The organism is Pseudomonas frederiksbergensis (assembly GCF_001952935.1).
In the GTDB taxonomy this organism is placed as follows: domain Bacteria; phylum Pseudomonadota; class Gammaproteobacteria; order Pseudomonadales; family Pseudomonadaceae; genus Aquipseudomonas; species Aquipseudomonas frederiksbergensis.
In genome coordinates this window covers 1,827,626-1,846,252 of record NZ_CP018319.1, presented here as the reverse complement: position 1 = coordinate 1,846,252, position 18,627 = coordinate 1,827,626, and the positions used below count along the sequence as shown (strand labels likewise).

16 protein-coding genes are annotated in these 18,627 nt (G+C 60.2%); 9 read left to right on the top strand and 7 right to left on the bottom strand.

Translation table 11 applies throughout. The features are described 5' to 3' along the window. The first annotated feature begins 3 nt into the window (after positions 1-3). A complete protein-coding gene (parC, locus tag PFAS1_RS08655) occupies positions 4-2,271 on the top strand; it encodes a DNA topoisomerase IV subunit A (protein WP_074873163.1) in 2,268 nt (755 codons plus the stop codon). Between the two features lie 176 nt (positions 2,272-2,447). Further along, positions 2,448-3,161, top strand: coding sequence for a PqiC family protein (locus tag PFAS1_RS08650; protein WP_076028869.1), 714 nt, complete (start codon positions 2,448-2,450; stop codon positions 3,159-3,161). A gap of 230 nt (positions 3,162-3,391) precedes the next feature. Here the strand turns inward: PFAS1_RS08650 and PFAS1_RS08645 are convergent, their stop codons facing one another. Beyond that, on the bottom strand, positions 3,392-4,921 hold the full coding sequence (locus PFAS1_RS08645; RefSeq protein ID WP_076028868.1) for an AhpA/YtjB family protein: 1,530 nt from the start codon (positions 4,919-4,921) through the stop codon (positions 3,392-3,394). A gap of 135 nt (positions 4,922-5,056) precedes the next feature. On the opposite strand from PFAS1_RS08645, the gene serB reads away from it, so the two are divergent. Continuing rightward, positions 5,057-6,271, top strand: coding sequence for a phosphoserine phosphatase SerB (serB, locus tag PFAS1_RS08640; RefSeq protein WP_008153333.1), 1,215 nt, complete (start codon positions 5,057-5,059; stop codon positions 6,269-6,271). 162 nt (positions 6,272-6,433) lie between these two features. On the opposite strand, the gene PFAS1_RS08635 is transcribed toward serB, so the two are convergent. Continuing rightward, positions 6,434-8,212: a molecular chaperone gene (locus PFAS1_RS08635; protein ID WP_076028867.1), complete on the bottom strand. Its 1,779-nt coding sequence runs from the start codon at positions 8,210-8,212 to the stop codon at positions 6,434-6,436. A 198-nt stretch (positions 8,213-8,410) separates the two neighbouring features. Between PFAS1_RS08635 and PFAS1_RS08630 the strand changes: the two genes are divergently transcribed. Then, positions 8,411-8,812, top strand: coding sequence for a lectin OAA family protein (locus PFAS1_RS08630; RefSeq protein ID WP_042932429.1), 402 nt, complete (start codon positions 8,411-8,413; stop codon positions 8,810-8,812). 56 nt (positions 8,813-8,868) lie between these two features. On the opposite strand, the gene asd is transcribed toward PFAS1_RS08630, so the two are convergent. Genes asd through PFAS1_RS08615 form a run of 3 tightly spaced genes read right to left on the bottom strand, consistent with a single transcriptional unit; the run spans position 8,869 to position 12,144 of the window. Next, positions 8,869-9,729: an archaetidylserine decarboxylase gene (gene asd, locus PFAS1_RS08625; protein WP_046045706.1), complete on the bottom strand. Its 861-nt coding sequence runs from the start codon at positions 9,727-9,729 to the stop codon at positions 8,869-8,871. A gap of 18 nt (positions 9,730-9,747) precedes the next feature. Next, the gene (locus tag PFAS1_RS08620) at positions 9,748-10,563 is read right to left on the bottom strand and encodes a rhodanese-like domain-containing protein (protein WP_076028866.1); all 816 of its coding nucleotides are present in this window, start codon (positions 10,561-10,563) and stop codon (positions 9,748-9,750) included. Positions 10,564-10,605: 42 nt separating this feature from the next. Then, positions 10,606-12,144 (bottom strand): HDOD domain-containing protein, encoded by a 1,539-nt coding sequence (locus tag PFAS1_RS08615; RefSeq protein WP_076028865.1) that lies wholly within the window; start codon positions 12,142-12,144, stop codon positions 10,606-10,608. Positions 12,145-12,310: 166 nt separating this feature from the next. Between PFAS1_RS08615 and motA the strand changes: the two genes are divergently transcribed. The 3 genes from motA (at position 12,311) to PFAS1_RS08600 (ending at position 14,841) form a co-directional block, all read left to right on the top strand. Beyond that, entirely contained in the window at positions 12,311-13,162 is an 852-nt protein-coding gene (gene motA, locus PFAS1_RS08610) for a flagellar motor stator protein MotA (RefSeq protein WP_074873180.1), read from the top strand. 164 nt (positions 13,163-13,326) lie between these two features. After that, positions 13,327-14,361 (top strand): flagellar motor protein MotB, encoded by a 1,035-nt coding sequence (motB, locus tag PFAS1_RS08605; protein ID WP_076028864.1) that lies wholly within the window; start codon positions 13,327-13,329, stop codon positions 14,359-14,361. A 210-nt stretch (positions 14,362-14,571) separates the two neighbouring features. Beyond that, positions 14,572-14,841: a hypothetical protein gene (locus PFAS1_RS08600; RefSeq protein WP_076028863.1), complete on the top strand. Its 270-nt coding sequence runs from the start codon at positions 14,572-14,574 to the stop codon at positions 14,839-14,841. Positions 14,842-14,997: 156 nt separating this feature from the next. Here PFAS1_RS08600 and rsgA read toward each other — a convergent pair whose 3' ends face one another. Then, positions 14,998-16,029 carry a small ribosomal subunit biogenesis GTPase RsgA gene (rsgA, locus tag PFAS1_RS08595; protein WP_074873186.1) on the bottom strand — a complete coding sequence of 344 codons (1,032 nt, stop codon included), beginning with the start codon at positions 16,027-16,029 and terminating at the stop codon, positions 14,998-15,000. Positions 16,030-16,136: 107 nt separating this feature from the next. Between rsgA and orn the strand changes: the two genes are divergently transcribed. Then, positions 16,137-16,679 carry an oligoribonuclease gene (gene orn, locus PFAS1_RS08590; RefSeq protein ID WP_008035288.1) on the top strand — a complete coding sequence of 181 codons (543 nt, stop codon included), beginning with the start codon at positions 16,137-16,139 and terminating at the stop codon, positions 16,677-16,679. Positions 16,680-16,906: 227 nt separating this feature from the next. Then, positions 16,907-17,518 (top strand): trimeric intracellular cation channel family protein, encoded by a 612-nt coding sequence (locus PFAS1_RS08585; protein ID WP_008153267.1) that lies wholly within the window; start codon positions 16,907-16,909, stop codon positions 17,516-17,518. On the opposite strand, the gene queG is transcribed toward PFAS1_RS08585, so the two are convergent. Beyond that, positions 17,500-18,579 carry a tRNA epoxyqueuosine(34) reductase QueG gene (queG, locus tag PFAS1_RS08580; RefSeq protein WP_076028862.1) on the bottom strand — a complete coding sequence of 360 codons (1,080 nt, stop codon included), beginning with the start codon at positions 18,577-18,579 and terminating at the stop codon, positions 17,500-17,502. The genes PFAS1_RS08585 and queG overlap by 19 nt on opposite strands. Positions 18,580-18,627: the final 48 nt, after the last annotated feature.

The window sequence follows — 18,627 nt, the reverse complement described above, 5'->3', positions numbered from 1 at the left end:
CGCATGAGCGACTCCCTTGATCTCAGCCTGGACGGTGTAGAACGCCGGTCACTGGCTGACTTCACCGAAAATGCCTACCTCAACTACTCCATGTACGTGATCATGGACCGTGCCTTGCCGCATATCGGCGACGGCCTGAAACCGGTACAGCGGCGCATCATCTACGCGATGAGCGAGTTGGGGCTGGACGCCGATTCCAAGCACAAAAAATCGGCGCGTACCGTCGGTGACGTGCTTGGTAAATTCCACCCGCACGGTGACTCGGCCTGCTACGAAGCCATGGTCCTGATGGCCCAGCCGTTCAGCTATCGCTACACGCTGGTCGACGGCCAGGGTAACTGGGGTGCGCCGGATGATCCCAAGTCCTTCGCCGCCATGCGTTACACCGAAGCGCGGCTGTCGCGTTATTCCGAAGTGCTGCTCAGCGAACTGGGCCAGGGCACTGCGGACTGGGGGCCGAACTTCGACGGTACGCTGGAAGAGCCGCTGGTGTTGCCGGCGCGTTTGCCCAACATCCTGCTCAACGGCACCACCGGCATCGCCGTGGGCATGGCCACCGATGTACCGCCACACAACCTGCGCGAAGTCGCCACGGCTTGCGTGCGTCTGCTTGATGAGCCCAAAGCCACGGTCGAGCAACTCTGCGAACACATCCAGGGCCCGGATTACCCGACCGAAGCGGAAATCATCACGCCGCGTGCCGACCTGCTGAAAATGTACGAAACCGGCAAGGGCTCGGTGCGCATGCGCGCTGTTTACCACGTCGAAGACGGCGACATCATCGTCACCGCGCTGCCGCATCAGGTGTCTGGCGCCAAGGTGCTGGAACAGATCGCGGCCATGATGCAGGCCAAACCGTCGAAAGCCCCGCAGATCGCTGACTTGCGAGACGAGTCCGACCACGAAAACCCGTGCCGGATCGTGATTATTCCGGGCGCACGCAAAAACTTTGACCACGATGCATTGATGACCCACCTGTTCGCCAGCACCGAGCTGGAGTCGAGTTACCGGGTCAACATCAACATCATTGGTCTGGACGGCAAGCCGCAGCTGAAAAACCTGCGCGCGCTGTTGGTCGAGTGGCTGGAATTCCGGGTGCAGACTGTGCGTCGCCGCCTGCAATTCCGCCTGGATAAGGTCGAGCGTCGCCTGCACCTGTTGGACGGTTTGTTGATCGCCTACCTCAACCTGGATGAAGTGATTCACATCATCCGCACCGAGGAGCACCCGAAAGCCGCGTTGATCGAGCGTTTCGCCCTGAGCGAAATCCAGGCCGACTACATTCTCGACACCCGTTTGCGTCAATTGGCGCGACTGGAAGAAATGAAGCTGCGTGCCGAGCAGGATGAACTGCTCAAGGAACAAGCCAAGCTGCAAGCCCTGCTGGGCAGCGAAGCCAAACTGAAAAAACTGGTGCGCACCGAACTGATCAAGGACGCCGAAACGTACGGCGACGACCGCCGGTCGCCAATCGTCGAACGCGCCGAAGCCAAGGCCCTGACCGAGCACGATCTGCTGCCAAACGAGAAAGTGACCGTCGTCCTGTCGGAAAAAGGCTGGGTTCGTTCCGCCAAGGGTCATGAAATCGACGCCACCGGGCTTTCCTACAAGGCCGGGGACGGTTTCAAGGCTCTGGCGCCCGGGCGCTCCAACCAGTTTGCGGTGTTTATCGACTCCACCGGTCGCAGCTATTCGGTGGCCGCGCACACGCTGCCATCGGCCCGAGGCCAGGGCGAACCGCTGACCGGTCGTCTGACGCCGCCACCGGGGGCGAGCTTTGAATGCGTGCTGATGCCGGAAGACGACTCGCTGTACGTGATTGCGTCCGATGCCGGTTACGGTTTCGTGGTAAAAGGTGAAGACCTGCAAGCCAAGAACAAGGCCGGCAAGGCTCTGTTGAGTCTGCCGAACAACGCGAAGGTCATTTTGCCGCGTCCGGTGGCTGATCGTGAACAGAACTGGCTGGCCTCGGTGACTACCGAAGGTCGCCTGCTGATTTTCAAAATCAGCGACCTGCCACAATTAGGTAAGGGCAAAGGCAACAAGATCATCGGGATTTCCGGCGAGCGTGTGGCCAGCCGCGAAGAATATGTCACGGACATCGCCGTTCTGCCGGATGGCGCCACATTGGTGTTGCAGGCCGGAAAACGTACCTTGTCACTAAAAGCAGACGACCTCGAACACTACAAAGGTGAGCGTGGGCGTCGTGGTAACAAACTGCCACGTGGCTTTCAGAGGGTAGATGCACTGCTCGTCGAAAACCTCAATTAAGCGTCCTAGAGCGCTCGATCTACGATTTAACGCGTAGATCGACGCTTTGCCGCTGGAGTCGGAACGCATATTCACGGATGATATGGCCTTTCAAGCGCCGGCGTGGCCGAGCGTTCTTCACATTTTTTGAGTATTTTCACTGTGGTTAGCCTTGTGGCAACCACCTGGATGGGACGATGACTGCTCTGCGCCTTCCTTTTATTTTGATGCTCGCCGGCGTTCTTGGCCTGGCGGGTTGCAGCGTTCACCAACCGGTGTCGCTGTATCAGCTGGACAGCGGAAGTCCGGCTCAGCCTGCGCAAAGCGCGGGCATGGCGGTATTGTTGGGTCCGGTAACGGTTGCCGATTACCTGCAACGCGAAACATTGTTGCAGCGACAGCCGGATGGCAGCTTGCAAGCTTCGACGGATGGTCGTTGGGCGGGTAGCCTGTCGTCGGATATCGACCAGCTGCTGCTGCGTCAGGTCGCCGGTCATCTGGACAGCCAGCGCGTGGTGCTGGCGCCAGCGACAGTAGGCTTCACGCCGGATGTGCAGGTTCTCCTGACGATTACTCGCCTGGACTCGGGTGAGTCGCAACCGGCGATCCTGGATGCGCAATGGCGTCTGATCGACCGTCGTGGCCAGGTTCGTGATAACCGCATCATTCATCTGCAAGAGCAGCATGCGGGCGGGACTGCGGCTCAGGTTCAAGCCCAGGGTGTGTTGTTGCAGCGTCTGGCCGAGCAACTGTCGACGGCGCTCAAGCCGCTGGCGAATCAGCCACCGATCGCCGAGGCGCCACGTAAAGCTCCTGCAAAGCCTGCGGCACCGGCAGCCGGGCAAGACAAACAACCGAAGATCCCGATGGCTTCGCCGATCAGGACCGATATGGAAGTGTTCAGGTTCTAAGCCTGGATGGATTCAACACAAAGCCTGCAGAGATGCGGGCTTTGTTGTTTCTGCAGGTTGGAGATCTCTGTTGTTCGTCCTGGCCCCTTCGCGAGCAAGCCCGCTCCCACATGGTTTTCTGGCGTACACAAGGTCCCTGTGGGAGCGAGCCTGCTCGCGATGAGGCCAGGACAGGCAACAAAAAGCCCGCAGACAATCACTCGTCTGCGGGCTTCTTCACAACAGGGCTATTACGCCCGTCGTTCGTGCATCCGCGCCAGTTGCCGCTCCAGCATCGACGGATAAGGCTCCATCAGCCGCTCTACGCAACAAGCGCCTTCCGGGCTGGCAATCGGCCGGATTCGTGCGCGCTGGCGGATCAGCGCGTCGTCACCGATCTTGCGCTCCACCAGCAACAGGTTGCGGCTGTGTTGCGACAGGGCCAACGCATCCTGGGCGGATTCGGTCAGCAGCAGATCGATCTGGCTCAGGCCGAACAGCTCGTCACCCAGGGTCAGGCCTAATTGCAATTGCAGGGTGATGCCGCTGTCGGCGACTTCGATCTGCAATTGATGGCCCAGAGCCCGCAACAACTCACCGCAACAGATAGCGTTGGTCAGGTAGTCGTCGCCGCTGTCTTCGGTGTGGAACAGCATCAGCGTGCTGCCATCGTTCAGGGTGTGCAGTTCGCTCTGGTAGAGCGAGGCGGCCTGATCGAGGCAGTCGCGATAGCGTTTGAGCAGCTCTTCCAAACGTGTGCGGGGCAGGCGACGCAGCTGATCCTGGGCACCCAGCTGCACGGCCAGCACCGCGCTGTGTTGCGGCACGTTCGACAGTTGCGGTTTGACTAGCAGTTTCGGCGCGGTCGCAGCTGATTCGTCACGCAAATCGGCAAATGCATCGTCGTCATCGTCTTCAACGGTGCTGACAACGCGCCGTGGTGCAGGCTTGAGGCCGGCCACAGGCTTGGTTTCATCGAAACTCGGGTCACGCAAATTGCGCACTTCGAAGGTTGGCTCGTTATCGTCCGCGTCTTCGTAGTCGCTTTCGTCGTATTCAGGCTCGGGAGCGGGTTCCGGCTCGGCGGGCTCTGGCGCGAAGTCGGCGTGCAACTGACGGGCCAGATCGCCGATCTCATCCTGACGCTCGGTGGCCGGGGTGTGTTCGTCGATATGGCGCAGCCACACTCGCAATTGCAGCAACGGCGTGGAGATGTGCCGCCCCAGGCGCAGGCTCAAGGCCAGGGACAGTGCCAGCAGAATCGCGCTCAAAATGCCCATGCTTTGCAGGCTGATGGTCATCGGCTGCTGGAACTGATCCATGTCCAGGCTGATGCGCAGTTGCCCGGCGGTCACATCCTGGAAGGTGATCTTGCTCTGGTACATGCCTTCGGCTTCGCCCAGCAGGCTGTGCTTGGGGCGCTGACCGGCTTCGGCGAGGATGCGGTTATCCACGCTGTAGATGGCAGCGTGAGCCACCAGCTTGTTTTTGGTCAGGTTGTTGAGCAGCACGTTGAGGCTGAGGATGTCGTTGGACACCAACAGCTCCGTGGCGGACGTGGCAGTCTGGGTGGTCAGGCTTTCGCCCAGCGCATCCGCCTGCTCGTGCATGGCCTGCTTGAACTGCAAACCCATCACGCAGGCATAGATCACCAGGGCCAGAGCGACCAGGATCACGTTATGGCTGGCGATGCGCAATGCAATCGGTACACGGCGGTGGCGCAGTGCACGGAAGATCAGCAGAAAGAAGTTATCGGTTTTTACTGGCGTGGGCCGGTTCACTTGAGCTCGGCTCTTTTGTCCGTGAAGTTGACGCGCAGTATAGCGACAGGCCCTAGACCGTCAAAGCGCTCACGGTGCCCGATGGTCACTGAATGTAGGTAGAATGCGGTTTTTTTCCACTTGCGGGGGTGCGCCTTGCGCGAAATCGTCCTGATAAACATCACGGGAGTCGACCGTCCGGGTCTGACTGCGGCCATTACCGGCGTTCTGGCCCAGGGTGGTGTGAACATTCTCGACATCGGCCAGGCGGTGATCCACGACACCCTGTCGTTTGGCATCCTGGTTGAAATTCCTGACACCGAACAAGGCAAGTCGGTGCTCAAGGACATCCTGTTCACGGCTTACAAACTCGATCAGCAAGTGCGTTTTACGCCGGTGTCCGAAGAGGATTACCAGCAGTGGGTTGGCAATCAGGGCAAGAAACGCCACATCGTGACCCTGCTGACCCGCAAAGTGACCGCCGGACAATTGCAGGCCGTGAGTTCGATCACTGCCAAATATGGCCTGAACATCGACCACATCGATCGTCTGTCCGGGCGCATGCCGCTGGACACACCGGCCGATCAGGGCAAGGGCTGCATCGAGTTTTCCGTTCGTGGTGAAGCGGCTGATCCGCAAGCGCTGCGGGCCGAATTCCTCAGCGTCGCGCAGGAACTGAACGTCGACATCGCCTTCCAGGAAGATTCACTGTTCCGTCGTAACCGTCGCCTGGCGGTGTTCGACATGGACTCGACGCTGATCGAAGCCGAAGTCATCGACGAACTGGCCAAGGCTGCCGGCGTCGGTGATCAGGTGTCTGCGATCACCGAGCGGGCGATGGCCGGCGAATTGGACTTCCGCGCCAGCTTCAAGGAGCGCCTGGCCTTGTTGAAAGGGCTGGACGTCAGCGTGCTGGATTCCATCGGCGCCTCCCTGCGGTTGACCGAAGGTGCCGAAACACTGTTCGCCGAACTTAAGCGTCTGGGCTACAAGACCGCCATCCTGTCGGGCGGCTTTACCTATTTCGCCAAGCAATTGCAGGCCAAGCTGGGCATCGACTACGTGTTCGCCAATGAACTGGAAGTCGTGGACGGCAAAGTGACTGGCGTGGCGGTCGAGCCGATTGTTGATGCGCAACGCAAGGCGGATCTGCTGAAGGAACTGGCGCACAAGGAAGGTTTGCGTCTGGAGCAGACCATTGCGGTCGGCGACGGCGCCAACGATTTGCCAATGCTGGCGATTGCCGGGTTGGGCGTGGCGTTCCGTGCCAAGCCGCTGGTCAAGCAGTCGGCGAAGCAGGCGATTTCCACCCTTGGGCTGGATGGCGTGCTGTATCTGCTGGGTTTCCGGGATCGCGACGGGCAGCTTTAAGTCTTGTATTTACTAAAAGGGCCTCTTCGCGAGCAAGCCCGCTCCCACACTTGATCTGCTGTGAACACATAATTTGTGAACTCCAGAGATCCACTGTGGGAGCGGCGGTGCGGCGATCCGACTTGCTCGCGAAGGCCGCGCCGCGGTCTTACAGATTCACCCTCAAAGTGTTTTCCACAACGAATCAAAATCCTCCTCAGCGCCGCTCACCGCGGCGTTGTCGTTTCTGGCTACCTCCAGTGGACGGTAGGCGAACTGATTGAAACTGTTGGTGCTCGCCAGCCGCCGCTCCAGCCCGACCCGGCGTTCCTCGCCGTGGGTATTGATCATGACCTTGTTGCCCTCCTGAAAGGGCAGGCGCGGCGCGAGCAAAGTGGCCGGCACGTCGATGGCGCTGATTTGCGGCAGCAACAGGCCGCGCAGGTATTGGCTGTGGTCATCGTGGGTACGCACCAGTTGCAGGCCGCAAGGCTCGGCGCAGGGCGCAACCTGCTCGATCCCCATCTGCGTGCCACCGCCGCGCACCTGGCGGATCCAGCGCACCACCGCGATGCTCCAACCCTGACCGGCAGCATCCTCGATGCCGACCATCTCACCGGCCTGCAACTCGGCCGGCACTGCGCCAGGCCAGGCCAGGCAGTAACCGCCGGGGCTGTGATTGACCACCGACAGGACATGGGTCGGGAAGTGCTGATTGCGGTCGGACGCTTCGCGACTGTCGTCATTCTGAAGTTGTGGATATTCGATCTCTTCGTAGGGCAATAAAGCGTCTGGATTGCCTTGGGGTGCAGCGTCGAAGGCATGGTGCCATTGATCCTTTTCCCGGCCGGACACAGGCGTCACCGAAAACTGTGCAGGCCGGGCGCCGGGGTTTTTCAGGATGTCGCTGAATGAGCGTTGCCCACCCAGATAAAAATGCAGCGCGCTCATGCCCAGGCACAGGGTCAGCGTGCCATGGCCCACGGTACGCTGGAAACCGCGCTCGGCCGTCTGGCCCCAGGCGGCATGAAGGTGTTGCAACGTGTCCAGGCTTAATCCCGCCGGCACGGGCAGTGGCGATGAACTGTCATTTTTTTGCAGATGAGCTTCAATTGCCGCGACCAACGGCTGCGGATCGATCCCCAGCAAACTCTCCTGCTGTTCTGCGCGGAACTTGGTGCGGTAACGCGGCCCGGTGTCGAGGTCTTGCGCGACGGCAAACAACCCGGTGGCCGGCATGCCCGGTTGCAGCTTGATCCATCGGCTCCAGGGCTCCAGCACCTCGGCCACCCGGGCAATCTGATGCTGGCGCAGTTGGTTGCAGCGTGAGGCGCCCAGCAGCAAGGCGACCACGTACGTCTGTTCGATGCTCAGGGTTTGCGTCTGGCTGGCCAGCTCATCGCGCAGGTTTGTGTGCTGGAGCCGGTGCGTGCAAGCGATCCGGTAGAGCTGATGCAACTCCAGCCACAAGCCTTCCGGCACCGGGCAATAGAGTTTGGTCGCGCGAATCAGCGGCCCGTTCAGGCAATGGATCGCCCGTTGCAATGCCTGGGTCAGCAGCGGTGCACGGTCCTTGCTGAACTTTGGTGTGATGCGCACCACGATCTGTTTATAGCCAATGGCCAAGTGACTTTGCAGCGCCTGGCAGAGGTTGGCGATCTTGCGGGAACGCTCGTCGAGGACAATCGATTGATGCAGGAAATGCTGCTCAAGGTGTTTGCAGACGTAATACACCTCAGGCCGCAGCAGTTCGAGCAATTGCAGGCGATTGTCGCTGGGCGTGAACAGCTGATTGAGTTCGCTCAAGCCTTGATACAGCTGGCGAGCAGTTTCGCCGATGTTGGCTTTGGGCAGATTGGCGATCCAGCGCTTGAGATCGCGCGGGGTGGCTTCACAGAACGACAGGCGCACCTGCAGCGGAACGGGCGCGCGTAGCAGAAGATGGGGGCTGGTCTCATTCATGCCGTGAAAAAACTCCAACCGGTAAATGGGCAGTGAATGACCTGACTGTAGCAGCTATGGATTTTTACCGTTTGTCTGTCAGTCGAATGCCGTCCGGGCGTACTACTAATCTGACAGTCGTGCGACTGGATACGCACAGTCGTACGGCCTGCTGCCTACGCAGGGCAGGTCTCTTGTAACTTCAAGGAGATGAAGTTTATGTCTAGATATGTAGTGGCAAATCAATGGGGCGGTAGTTCGGCACCCTGGCATCCGGGCGGAGACTGGACGCTAGGCGCGCGGGACAACCAGAACGTTGTCGCGATCGAGATCAAATCGGGCGATGGCGGCAAGAGTTTCACCGGCACCATGACGTATGCGGGTGAAGGTCCCATTGGCTTCAAGGCTCAGCGCACGGGCCAGAACCAGTACAACGTTGAAAATCAGTGGGGCGGCAACGACGCTCCATGGCATCCGGGTGGCAAATGGGTCATCGGCGGCCGTGATAATCAGAACGTTGTGGCGTTGAGCGTGACCTCCAGTGATGGAGGGAAAAACCTCAGTGGCACCAATACCTACGCTAACGAAGGGCCGATCGGCTTCCGTGGACAGATAGAGTAACGGCACCACCGAAATGTCCGACCCCGCGAAGACGTTCGCGGGGTTCGGATCAGGGATCAGGCTTTTGCCAGGCCCATGCCCTGGCCCATCTGCACCGGCGAACCGGCCGCCAGCTCTTCAGCCCACTTCACTTGATCAGGCCCGAACAGCACGACAGCGGTCGAACCCAGTTTGAAGCGACCCAGTTCTGCACCTTTCTCCAAATGGATCGGCGCACGGGCAGCTTCGTCGTAGCGGAAGGTTTTCAGCTCGCGTTTCGGCGGCGTGACCAGCCCGGCCCAGACGGTTTCGATCGACGCAACGATCATTGCGCCCACCAGCACCACGGCCATCGGCCCGCGCTCGGTGTCGAAAATGCACGCCACACGCTCGTTACGGGCGAACAGTTCCGGAACGTTTTCGGCGGTGGTCTGGTTGACCGAGAAGATCCGGCCCGGGATGTAGACCATCTCGCGCAAGGTGCCGGCCAACGGCATGTGCACGCGGTGGTAGTCCTTCGGCGACAGATAAATAGTCGCGAAATCGCCGCCCATGAACGGCGCTGCGTTGGCAGCGTCGCCGCCCAGCAATTCCAGCACGCTGAAGCTGTGGCCCTTGGCCTGGAACACGCGACCGTGTTCGATCGGGCCGAGTTGGCTGACCGCACCGTCGGCCGGGCTGAGGATCGCGCCAGGCGTCTCGTCCAGCGGGCGAGCGCCGTCCTTCAAGGCGCGGGTGAAGAATGCGTTGAAGTGTTCGTAGGCAGTCAGGTCTTCGACCAGCGCCTGGGACATGTCCACCTGATAACGCTTGGCGAACCAGGCGGTGAAGGCGTTCTTGAACCAGCGCACGCGGCATTCGGCAATGCAGCCGGCCAGGCGCGACAGCAAGTGATGGGGCAGCAGGTATTGGCTGAGGATAAACAAACGCTTATTCATTAACTGTCCTTAAAAACCTTAAAGCTCTACGGGCGTATCGGGATGGTTGCCCCATTCGCCCCAGGAACCGGCGTAGCCTTTGACCCGCGGATAACCGAGGGATTTGGCCACCAGATAGGTGAAGCCAGAACGATGGTGAGTCTGGCAGTGGGTAATCACTTCTTTGTCTTTGCTGATCCCGAGTTTTTCCAGGATCTGCGGCATGTCGGTGCGGATGCGCAGGTTGCGCGCCTGATCCATGCCCGCGGTCCATTCGAAATTGACCGCGCCGGGAATGTGCCCGCCCTTGGCTGCCAGGACTTTCTCACCGGAGTATTCCAGCGGTCCGCGTGCATCCCAGATCGCCAGGTCGGCGGCACCGAGACGGCTTTGCAGGTATTCGCGGGTGGCAGTGGGTTCGTCGTGCAGGGTCAACGCAACCGGGCCGCCGACCGGAGCCGGGATCTGGATCGACATGGGCAAGCCTTCTGCCAGCCAGGCCTTCAGGCCGCCGTCGACATAGTGGTACTTGCTGTGGCCGATGACATCCAGCAGCCAGATAAAGCGCCCGGCCCAACCGCCGCCTTCGTCGTCATAGACGACGTAGACCGCATCAGGGTTGTGTCCCAGCTCACCGAACAACGCTTCGAGCGCCGCTTGCGGCGGCATCAGTCCCGGCGCAGGCGCGTGACCGAGTTGCGTGCGTTTCGGATCGACAAAACGCGCACCGGGGATATGCCCTTCGGCATAGCGGGCGCTGCTGGTCAGGTCCACCAGAATCAGATCGCGGGCGTCGAGACGGGGGAGCAAGTCGCTCGGCTCGATCACCAGCGGCAAGCCAGAGAAGTCAGACATGTGAGGTCTCCAGAGCACAAAGGGGAGGATTGTATAGCAGCGTCATTGGCCGCGGTGACTAAAGCTGTACAGTGCCTTTTCGATGCACTGCGCGGTTTTGCCGAAGGCTTGTACGGTGATTTCAGAGAACGGTCCGCCGCCCTGATCCGCCACCACAATCATGATCACCCGGCCGTTATTGACCAGTGAGCGTAGCAGCAGGTGTTCGCCGTCGAACTGCGAGCGCAGGCTGGCCGGCAGCATGGCCGAGAATTGTGCGTTGTTGGCCGGCGTCAGGCGCACCTGGGCTTGTTGCGAGAGCAGGCGTTGCAGCACGGTGCTTTGGCTGACGACAAAATTCAGGCCGGCCGCTTCCTTTGGCAGCCCGGCCGTCTGGTGCACCCGCAGATTGGCGTGGGTGCGGTCGGCCATCAGGATCATCACCCGACGCATGCCGCACGCGACCAAAGCGTCCCGGGCAGACGTGGTCAAGTGCATGGCATTGGTGAAGCGGCTGGGCTCGACCAGCAACTCGGCGCATTGTCTGCGCCATTTCGCCAGGTCTTCGGCGGTCGGCGCCGGGGCCGGCAGCAAGCCTGCGTGCACGCGGTTCATGCCCCACGGCCAGATCAGCGAAACGGCGGGGTGCCAAAGGTCTGGCATGGCGTGATGGCGGGCGCTGTTGGCGGCCTGTTGGTGCAACTGCTGCTGCACTTCGTCCATCGGCATTTGCAGGTAAAGGCTGGTCAGGTACTGCCAGCGTTCACTGTGCGGACTGTTCCAGGACTGCTGCGCCGACAGCGCTAGACCGTTGGCCAGCAGCACCGTATTGGCCGGCTGATTGAGCCAGCGGCGCAGGGTCGGGTCGTCATCGAGGCGGTTCTGCTGGCGCAATGGATGATCGCTGTCGCGCGCGATGCGCAGCACTTTCACCAGCTCACGCTGCTCGTTGAGCAGCAGCCGATAACCCTGCTGCACCCAGATCGGCAGGCGCCAGATGTCCACGAGCGCCAGGCAGATTTCCAGCAGGCGCGTGCCGAACAATTGCTTTTCAACGTTGTGCGCCGACTCGCCTTTGTGCATGACCCGCAGTTCCCACTCTTCGAGCAACTGCGGATGAGTCAATGCCATCGGCCACAGCGGCGAGAGAAACAGCAGGCTGCCCCAGTGGATGTCCTGCCACAGCCGCGCCAGGCGACTGGCGAAAAAACCGTTGGCCTGTTGGGTCGCGTGCTGGCTGATCAGCTGCAGCTGACGCAGGGCAATCGGGATCTCCGATTGCGGCAGGGCAGGCAACCGGGCGAGCAGTTCTTCGGTGCGTTTCAAACCGAGGCGATTGATCGCCACCTCAAGGTTTTCCGCAGGTTCGGTCATGCTGCCATGGGTGTGGCGATTGGCTTCGCGAATCACGCTCAAGGCCAGCGCCGGGCTGTCCTGTATCAGTTCGGCGATATCGCGCAGGGAGCTGCGATTGTTGGCGATGGCCTTGCAGACACGGTCATGACTGGCTTGCGGAACCGGCAGGCGCACGCCATCGAGAAGCTTGACCCAGCCTTCAAGAGTGGTCGGTTTTGGAATTGGAACGTTCGTTTCGTTAGCCATGTCTGGACGCGATCACCGTCTGCATTACCTATGCCCGGAGCGGGCCAAATTGGCTTTTCGCCTGAACTGGCTATAGTCTGGCGCAGTTTTGCCGATAAGTAGAAGAAGAGATTTTTTAACTTCCGAATATGACCTTGAACCCGACTCAGTAAGTGCTCTCCTACCTATGGCTAAAATAATCGGCATCATCGTCGTATTCGCGAGCGTGCTCGGCGGATACGTGCTCTCCCACGGCAAAATTGCCGCCCTGATTCAGCCCTTCGAGGTGTTGATTATTGGTGGTGCGGCCCTCGGCGCATTCCTCCAGGCCAACCCCAGTTACATGACCATGCACGTGCTCAAGAAATCCCTGGGCATGTTCACTTCGCGTTTCAGCCATACGTTCTATCTGGAAGTGCTGGGCCTGATCTACGAGATCCTCAACAAGAGCCGCCGCGAAGGCATGATGGCCATCGAAGGCGACATCGAAGACGCTGCTGCGAGCCCGATCTTCGCCAAGTATCCGGCCGTGCTCAAAGACGAACGCATGACCGCATTCATCTGCGATTACCTGCGCATCATGTCCTCCGGCAACATGGCGCCCCATGAGCTTGAAGGCCTGTTCGACATGGAGCTTTACAGCCTCAAGGAAGACCTCGAGCATCCGTCCCACGCGGTGAACGGTATTGCCGACGCCATGCCCGGTTTCGGTATCGTCGCGGCGGTACTCGGTATCGTGGTGACCATGGCTTCGCTGGGTGAGGGCGATCAGAAATCCATCGGCCTGCACGTCGGTGCGGCCCTCGTCGGTACCTTCTTCGGTATTCTCGCGGCGTACGGTTTCTTCGGCCCGCTGGCCCACTCCCTGGCCCACGATGCCAAGGAAGAACTCAACGTCTACGAAGCCATCAAGGCCTCGCTGGTTGCTTCGGCTTCCGGTATGCCGCCATCGCTGGCGGTAGAGTTCGGTCGCAAGGTTCTGTACCCGGCGCACCGTCCTAGCTTCGCTGAGCTGGAACAAGCGGTTCGCGGTCGCTAGTGCTCTGTTTCGCAAGTACGTTCCTTTTTTGGCGAGTGACTGTTGTTGCCAGACAAGGCGCCGCGACGAGTCATAGCCCGCTATGGCGAGGAGCGGCAACGCCGTATGGCGACAACAGGCACCGCCAAAAAGGAACAGTATTTGTGAGACAGAGCACTTAGATCATGGAAAATAACCAGCCGATAATCATCAAGCGCGTCAAGCGCATCGCCGGCGGTCATCACGGGGGCGCCTGGAAAATCGCCTTCGCTGACTTTGCAACGGCGATGATGGCGTTCTTCCTGGTGCTGTGGCTGCTGTCCACCGCAACGCCTGAACAGAAAATCGCCATCGCCGGTTACTTCAAGGACCCGGTCGGCTTTTCCGAAAGCGGCACGCCGTACATCATCGACCTGGGCGGCACACCGACCCTGGCGCCGGAGAACACCCTCAACCCCGAGGTGAAATCTCAGCCGCAGCCAGACAAGGTGACCATCGACACTGAGCAGGTCGAAGGCATGGCCGAACAGGTCGAGAAGGAGCGCCTGGAGCTGTTGCTGCAAGAACTGCAGACCAAGGTCGAAGAGAACCCGCAGCTGAAGAAATTCAAAGACCAGATCAGTTTCGAAATCACGCCGGACGGTTTGCGCATCCAGATCGTGGACGCCGAAAACCGGCCGATGTTCGATTCAGGCTCAGCTCGCCTGAAGCCGTACTTCGAAGACATCCTGCTGGCCATGGCCGACACCATTAAAGCGGTGCCGAACAAGATCAGTATCAGCGGCCACACTGATGCCAAGCCGTACACGGGCACCGGTGACTTTGGTAACTGGGAACTTTCGGCCAACCGTGCCAACGCGGCACGTCGTGCGCTGGTCGCCGGCAGCTATCCGGATGCACAGGTGGCGCGGATCGTCGGTTATGCCTCGTCGGCACTGTTCGATCGCGAGCACCCGTTCAATCCGATCAATCGCCGTATCGACATCGTGGTGCTGACCAAGAAAGCCCAGCGTGCCATCGAAGGTTCGCAAGGTGCGGAGCCGGCTCCAGAAACAACGCCGACGCAAGGGCAGGGCGGCCCGGGCGAAGTGCCCGCCACGCCAGCCGACCCGAATGCGTTGCCGGCGGATAAAGAGCCGTTGCCGGCGCATGAGCTTCGGGAGCGGTTGAATCTGTTCGAAGATCCGGCACCGAAACCGGGTGAGCCGCCGAAGCAGTGACCCATGAAAAAGCCGACAGTGATGTCGGCTTTTTTGTGCCTGTTGTTTGTGCGTTGGTGGTGGTTGTAGGAACGATCTGAAATTTCGTGCCGGGGTTCTCAGTCGTACAAACATCTGACTATAGTTCCGCCGTTGCTGCCAACACGGTGACCGATCTTAGCCGGTCGAACCACAGATGAAATCTCTCGAAATTATCCGGAGTTTTGACCCATGGCTAAGTATCACCCGCTCCAAGGCAACTTCAGCGTCGCCCCGACGCTGTACATCGACACCGAAGCCCGCGCTTCCGATCTCCTCGAAACCGCCGTCCACCGACTCAAAGCCGCGCGTAATCTGCTCAACAGCGTCACCTGCCTGTGTGTCAAAGACGCCGAAGGTCATGATCTGGAGCATTTCGCCAATGCCGCGCACCTGTTGATTCAGGATGGCTGTGACGCCTTGGACGCCCTGGGCTGGAAGCTGGAAAAAGCAGGACCCTGAAACCAAAAAAGCCGCGAGATAATCGCGGCTTTTTTGTGGATCACTGAAACCCTGTGGGAGCGGGCTTGCTCGCGAAGGGGTCAGCAGATTCAACATCAATGTTGACTGACCTACCGCTTTCGCGAGCAAGCTCGCCCCCACAGGTTTTGTGGTGGTCTAGTAACTGGTTTCGGGCAAACTGGCGATGATCGAGCGATAGCTGTTCATCCGTTGCTGCTGCACGCGGCCTTCTTCCAGGGCCTTGAGCAGAGCGCAACCCGGCTCGCGGTCGTGCTTGCAATCGCGGAAGCGGCAGGTGCCGATCAAGTCGTTGAACTCGATGAAACCGGCTTCGACGTCGGCACGGCTGACGTGGCCCAGGCCGAATTCGCGGATACCCGGGGAGTCGATCAACTCACCGCCGCCGGGGAAGTGGAACAACCGCGCGGTCGTGGTGGTGTGAGTGCCCTGGCCGGACAACTCGGACAGCGGGCCGACACGGGCTTCGACTTCAGGCAACAGGGTGTTGACCAACGACGATTTGCCGACGCCGGACTGGCCGACGAACACGCTGATGTGCCCGTCCAGTTGTGCCTGCAATTGCTCCATGCCATTGCCGTGGTGCGCCGAAACCTCCAACACCGGATAACCCAGCGTGCGGTAAACCGCCAGCAAGGCATTCAACGCCGGGGCGTTCTGCTCGTCGATCAGGTCGAACTTGTTGAGCAGCAGCAGTGGACGGATACCGGCGTGCTCAGCGGCAACCAGATAACGGTCGATCAGGTTGGCATGGGGCTCGGGCAGCGGCGCGAAGACGATGACGATCATGTCGACGTTGGCCGCTACAGGCTTGAGCTGGCCACGGCTGTCCGGACGGCAGAGTTCGGTTTTACGCGGCAGTTGCGCCACGATCACACCGATGCCCTGGTTGCCGGCACGCCAGACCACCTGATCGCCGGTCACCAGCGCCGGCAGGTTGGCGCGCAAGTGACAGCGGAACACTTGGCCGGCCAGATCGCCATCGAGGGCTTCGACTTCGACCTGCACACCGAAGTGCGCGATCACCAGGCCCGTCTGTTCCGGACCCAGATCGCCACCCTCAAGTGCCTCGACAGCCGAGGACTCGCGTTTGGCGGCGCGGGCAGCGCGTTCGCCCTGAATCTTTTCGATGCGCCAGTTTTGACGACGATTGAGTTGGCGTTTGGCCATGGGTGTTCCGTATCAAGAATGCAGCGATTAGGTAAAACGGCCGCGAGTTTAGCACGCCCGGCCGCCGCCCTAGGCTAAACTGCGCAGCATTGCCTAGGAGCCGACACATGCAAAACCCGCAGAATCTGATCTGGATCGACCTGGAAATGACCGGTCTGAACCCTGATACCGACGTCATCATCGAGATGGCCACCATCGTCACCGACAGTGACCTGAACACCTTGGCCGAAGGTCCGGTGATCGCCATCCACCACAGCGACGAAATTCTCGCTGGCATGGACGAGTGGAATACCCGTCAACACGGCGGCTCCGGGCTGACCCAGCGCGTTCGCGACAGCCGCATCAGCATGGCCGAAGCCGAAGCCGAAACCATCGCTTTCCTGGAGAAATGGGTGCCGAAGGGCAAATCACCGATCTGTGGCAACAGCATCTGCCAGGATCGTCGCTTCCTTTATACGCACATGAAATCCCTGGAAAGCTTCTTCCACTACCGCAACCTCGACGTGTCGACTCTGAAAGAGTTGGCCGCACGCTGGGCGCCGGACGTGCGCGACAGCTTCAAAAAGGGCAGCACTCACCTGGCCCTGGACGACATTCGCGAATCGATCGCCGAGCTGCAGCACTATCGCAAGCATTTCATCAAGTTCTGATTGGGTGCTCGCGGGCCATTGTGGCGAGGGGATTTATCGAAACGTCGCACCGCCCCGTTCGGCTGCGAAGCAGTCGTAAACCTGCGAATGCGTTGCCAATGCAGGGGAGTGCTTCGCACTCCAACGGGGATAAATCCCCTCGCCACAGGTATCAGTGTCTGTTTTGCCCCCTTTTGGTGCCGGGACTAAATGGCTAGACTGCGCGCCTTCTTGCAAGGACCGCCACCATGTTGCTGATGCTTTACCTGATTGCCATTACCGCCGAAGCCATGACCGGTGCCCTGTCTGCCGGTCGTCGCGGGATGGACTGGTTTGGCGTGGTGCTGATCGCCTGTGTCACGGCATTGGGCGGCGGTTCGGTGCGTGACGTGCTGCTCGGCCACTACCCGCTGACGTGGGTCAAACACCCGGAATATCTGGTGCTGACCTCGGTGGCAGCGATGTTCACGGTCTTCGCCGCACGCTGGATGCGCCACCTGCGCTCGCTGTTTCTGGTGCTCGACGCCGTGGGCCTGGTGGCATTCACCCTGATCGGCTGCATGACCGCGCTGGAAATGGGTCACGGTATGTTGGTGGCCTCGGTCAGCGGCGTAATCACCGGGGTGTTCGGCGGCATCCTGCGCGACATCTTCTGCAACGACATCCCGCTGATCTTCCGCCGCGAACTCTACGCCAGCGTCTCGTTCGCCGCGGCGTGGTGCTACATGCTGTGCATTTACCTGCAATTGCCGGGGGAACAGGCGATTTTGATCACCCTGTTTGGCGGTTTCCTGCTGCGCTTGCTGGCGATCCGGTTTCATTGGGAAATGCCGAAGTTCGTTTATAACGACGAAGCCTGACGTTTGGCGTGTTGCTTGAGCGCCCACTCGACATGCTCTCGCACCAACTCCGACGGGTAATCCTTGCGCGCCTTCAACGCTTCCAGCACCGGAATGCTCGACGGGGCATTGCCCAGGCCAACCGCCAGGTTTCGCAGCCAGCGCTCATAACCCGCCCGCCGCAGCGGCGAACCTTCGGTGCTGCTGAGAAACTTCTCTTCATCCCACATGAACAGCTCTGCCAACTCCGCGTTGTCCAGATTGTGCCGTGGCTTGAAGTCGCTTTCGCCGGACGGACGGGCGAAGCGGTTCCACGGGCAGACGATCTGGCAGTCATCACAGCCAAATACCCGATTGCCGATCAGTGGCCGCAAATCTTCCGGGATCGCGCTTTTCAGTTCGATGGTCAGGTAGGAAATACAGCGTCGGGCATCCAGCACGTAGGGGCCGACGAAGGCATTGGTCGGGCAGATGTCGAGGCACGCCGTGCAACGGCCGCAATGTTCGGTGCTGTGCGGCGGGTCAACCGGCAGCGGCAGGTCGACAAACAGTTCGCTGAGAAAGAAGTAACTGCCGGCCTTTCGATTCAAGACCAGGGTGTTTTTGCCGATCCATCCAAGACCGGCCTGTTCCGCGATGGCTTTTTCCAGCACCGGTGCGCTGTCGACGAAGGCGCGGAAACCAAACGGGCCGATTTCGGCCTGAATTTTATCGGCCAGTTGTTGCACGCGTTTACGGATCAATTTGTGGTAATCGCGGCCCAAGGCATAACGCGAGACGTAGGCTTTTTCCGGTTGTGCCAGACGTTTGGCCATTTCGGTGTCGCCCGGCAGGTAGTCCATGCGCAGGGAAACCACCCGAAGTGTGCCGGGCACCAGCTCTTCCGGGTGTGAGCGTTTGCTGCCGTGGGCGCCCATGTAGTCCATTTCGCCGTGGTAACCGGCCGCGAGCCAGCGCTCCAGGTGCTGCTCATGCTCGGCCAGGTCGAGGCCGCTGATGCCGACTTGCTGAAAGCCCAGCTCGCGGCCCCAGTCCTTGATGGATTGGGCGAGGGCGGGCAGGTCTGTGGTAATTGCGGGCATGAGGCGAGAGAAACCGGAGCTGAGGTGCGTATAATTCTGCCAGACATC

What these genes read in the sequence shown, in the direction of transcription:
- parC (WP_074873163.1), top strand. Translation starts at nt 4, where the DNA reads ATGAGCGACTCCCTTGATCTCAGCCTGGACGGTGTAGAACGCCGGTCA.
- PFAS1_RS08650 (WP_076028869.1), top strand. Translation starts at nt 2,448, where the DNA reads ATGACTGCTCTGCGCCTTCCTTTTATTTTGATGCTCGCCGGCGTTCTT.
- PFAS1_RS08635 (WP_076028867.1), bottom strand. Translation starts at nt 8,212, where the DNA reads ATGAATGAGACCAGCCCCCATCTTCTGCTACGCGCGCCCGTTCCGCTG.
- PFAS1_RS08630 (WP_042932429.1), top strand. Translation starts at nt 8,411, where the DNA reads ATGTCTAGATATGTAGTGGCAAATCAATGGGGCGGTAGTTCGGCACCC.
- asd (WP_046045706.1), bottom strand. Translation starts at nt 9,729, where the DNA reads ATGAATAAGCGTTTGTTTATCCTCAGCCAATACCTGCTGCCCCATCAC.
- PFAS1_RS08620 (WP_076028866.1), bottom strand. Translation starts at nt 10,563, where the DNA reads ATGTCTGACTTCTCTGGCTTGCCGCTGGTGATCGAGCCGAGCGACTTG.
- PFAS1_RS08615 (WP_076028865.1), bottom strand. Translation starts at nt 12,144, where the DNA reads ATGGCTAACGAAACGAACGTTCCAATTCCAAAACCGACCACTCTTGAA.
- motA (WP_074873180.1), top strand. Translation starts at nt 12,311, where the DNA reads ATGGCTAAAATAATCGGCATCATCGTCGTATTCGCGAGCGTGCTCGGC.
- motB (WP_076028864.1), top strand. Translation starts at nt 13,327, where the DNA reads ATGGAAAATAACCAGCCGATAATCATCAAGCGCGTCAAGCGCATCGCC.
- PFAS1_RS08600 (WP_076028863.1), top strand. Translation starts at nt 14,572, where the DNA reads ATGGCTAAGTATCACCCGCTCCAAGGCAACTTCAGCGTCGCCCCGACG.
- rsgA (WP_074873186.1), bottom strand. Translation starts at nt 16,029, where the DNA reads ATGGCCAAACGCCAACTCAATCGTCGTCAAAACTGGCGCATCGAAAAG.
- orn (WP_008035288.1), top strand. Translation starts at nt 16,137, where the DNA reads ATGCAAAACCCGCAGAATCTGATCTGGATCGACCTGGAAATGACCGGT.
- PFAS1_RS08585 (WP_008153267.1), top strand. Translation starts at nt 16,907, where the DNA reads ATGTTGCTGATGCTTTACCTGATTGCCATTACCGCCGAAGCCATGACC.
- queG (WP_076028862.1), bottom strand. Translation starts at nt 18,579, where the DNA reads ATGCCCGCAATTACCACAGACCTGCCCGCCCTCGCCCAATCCATCAAG.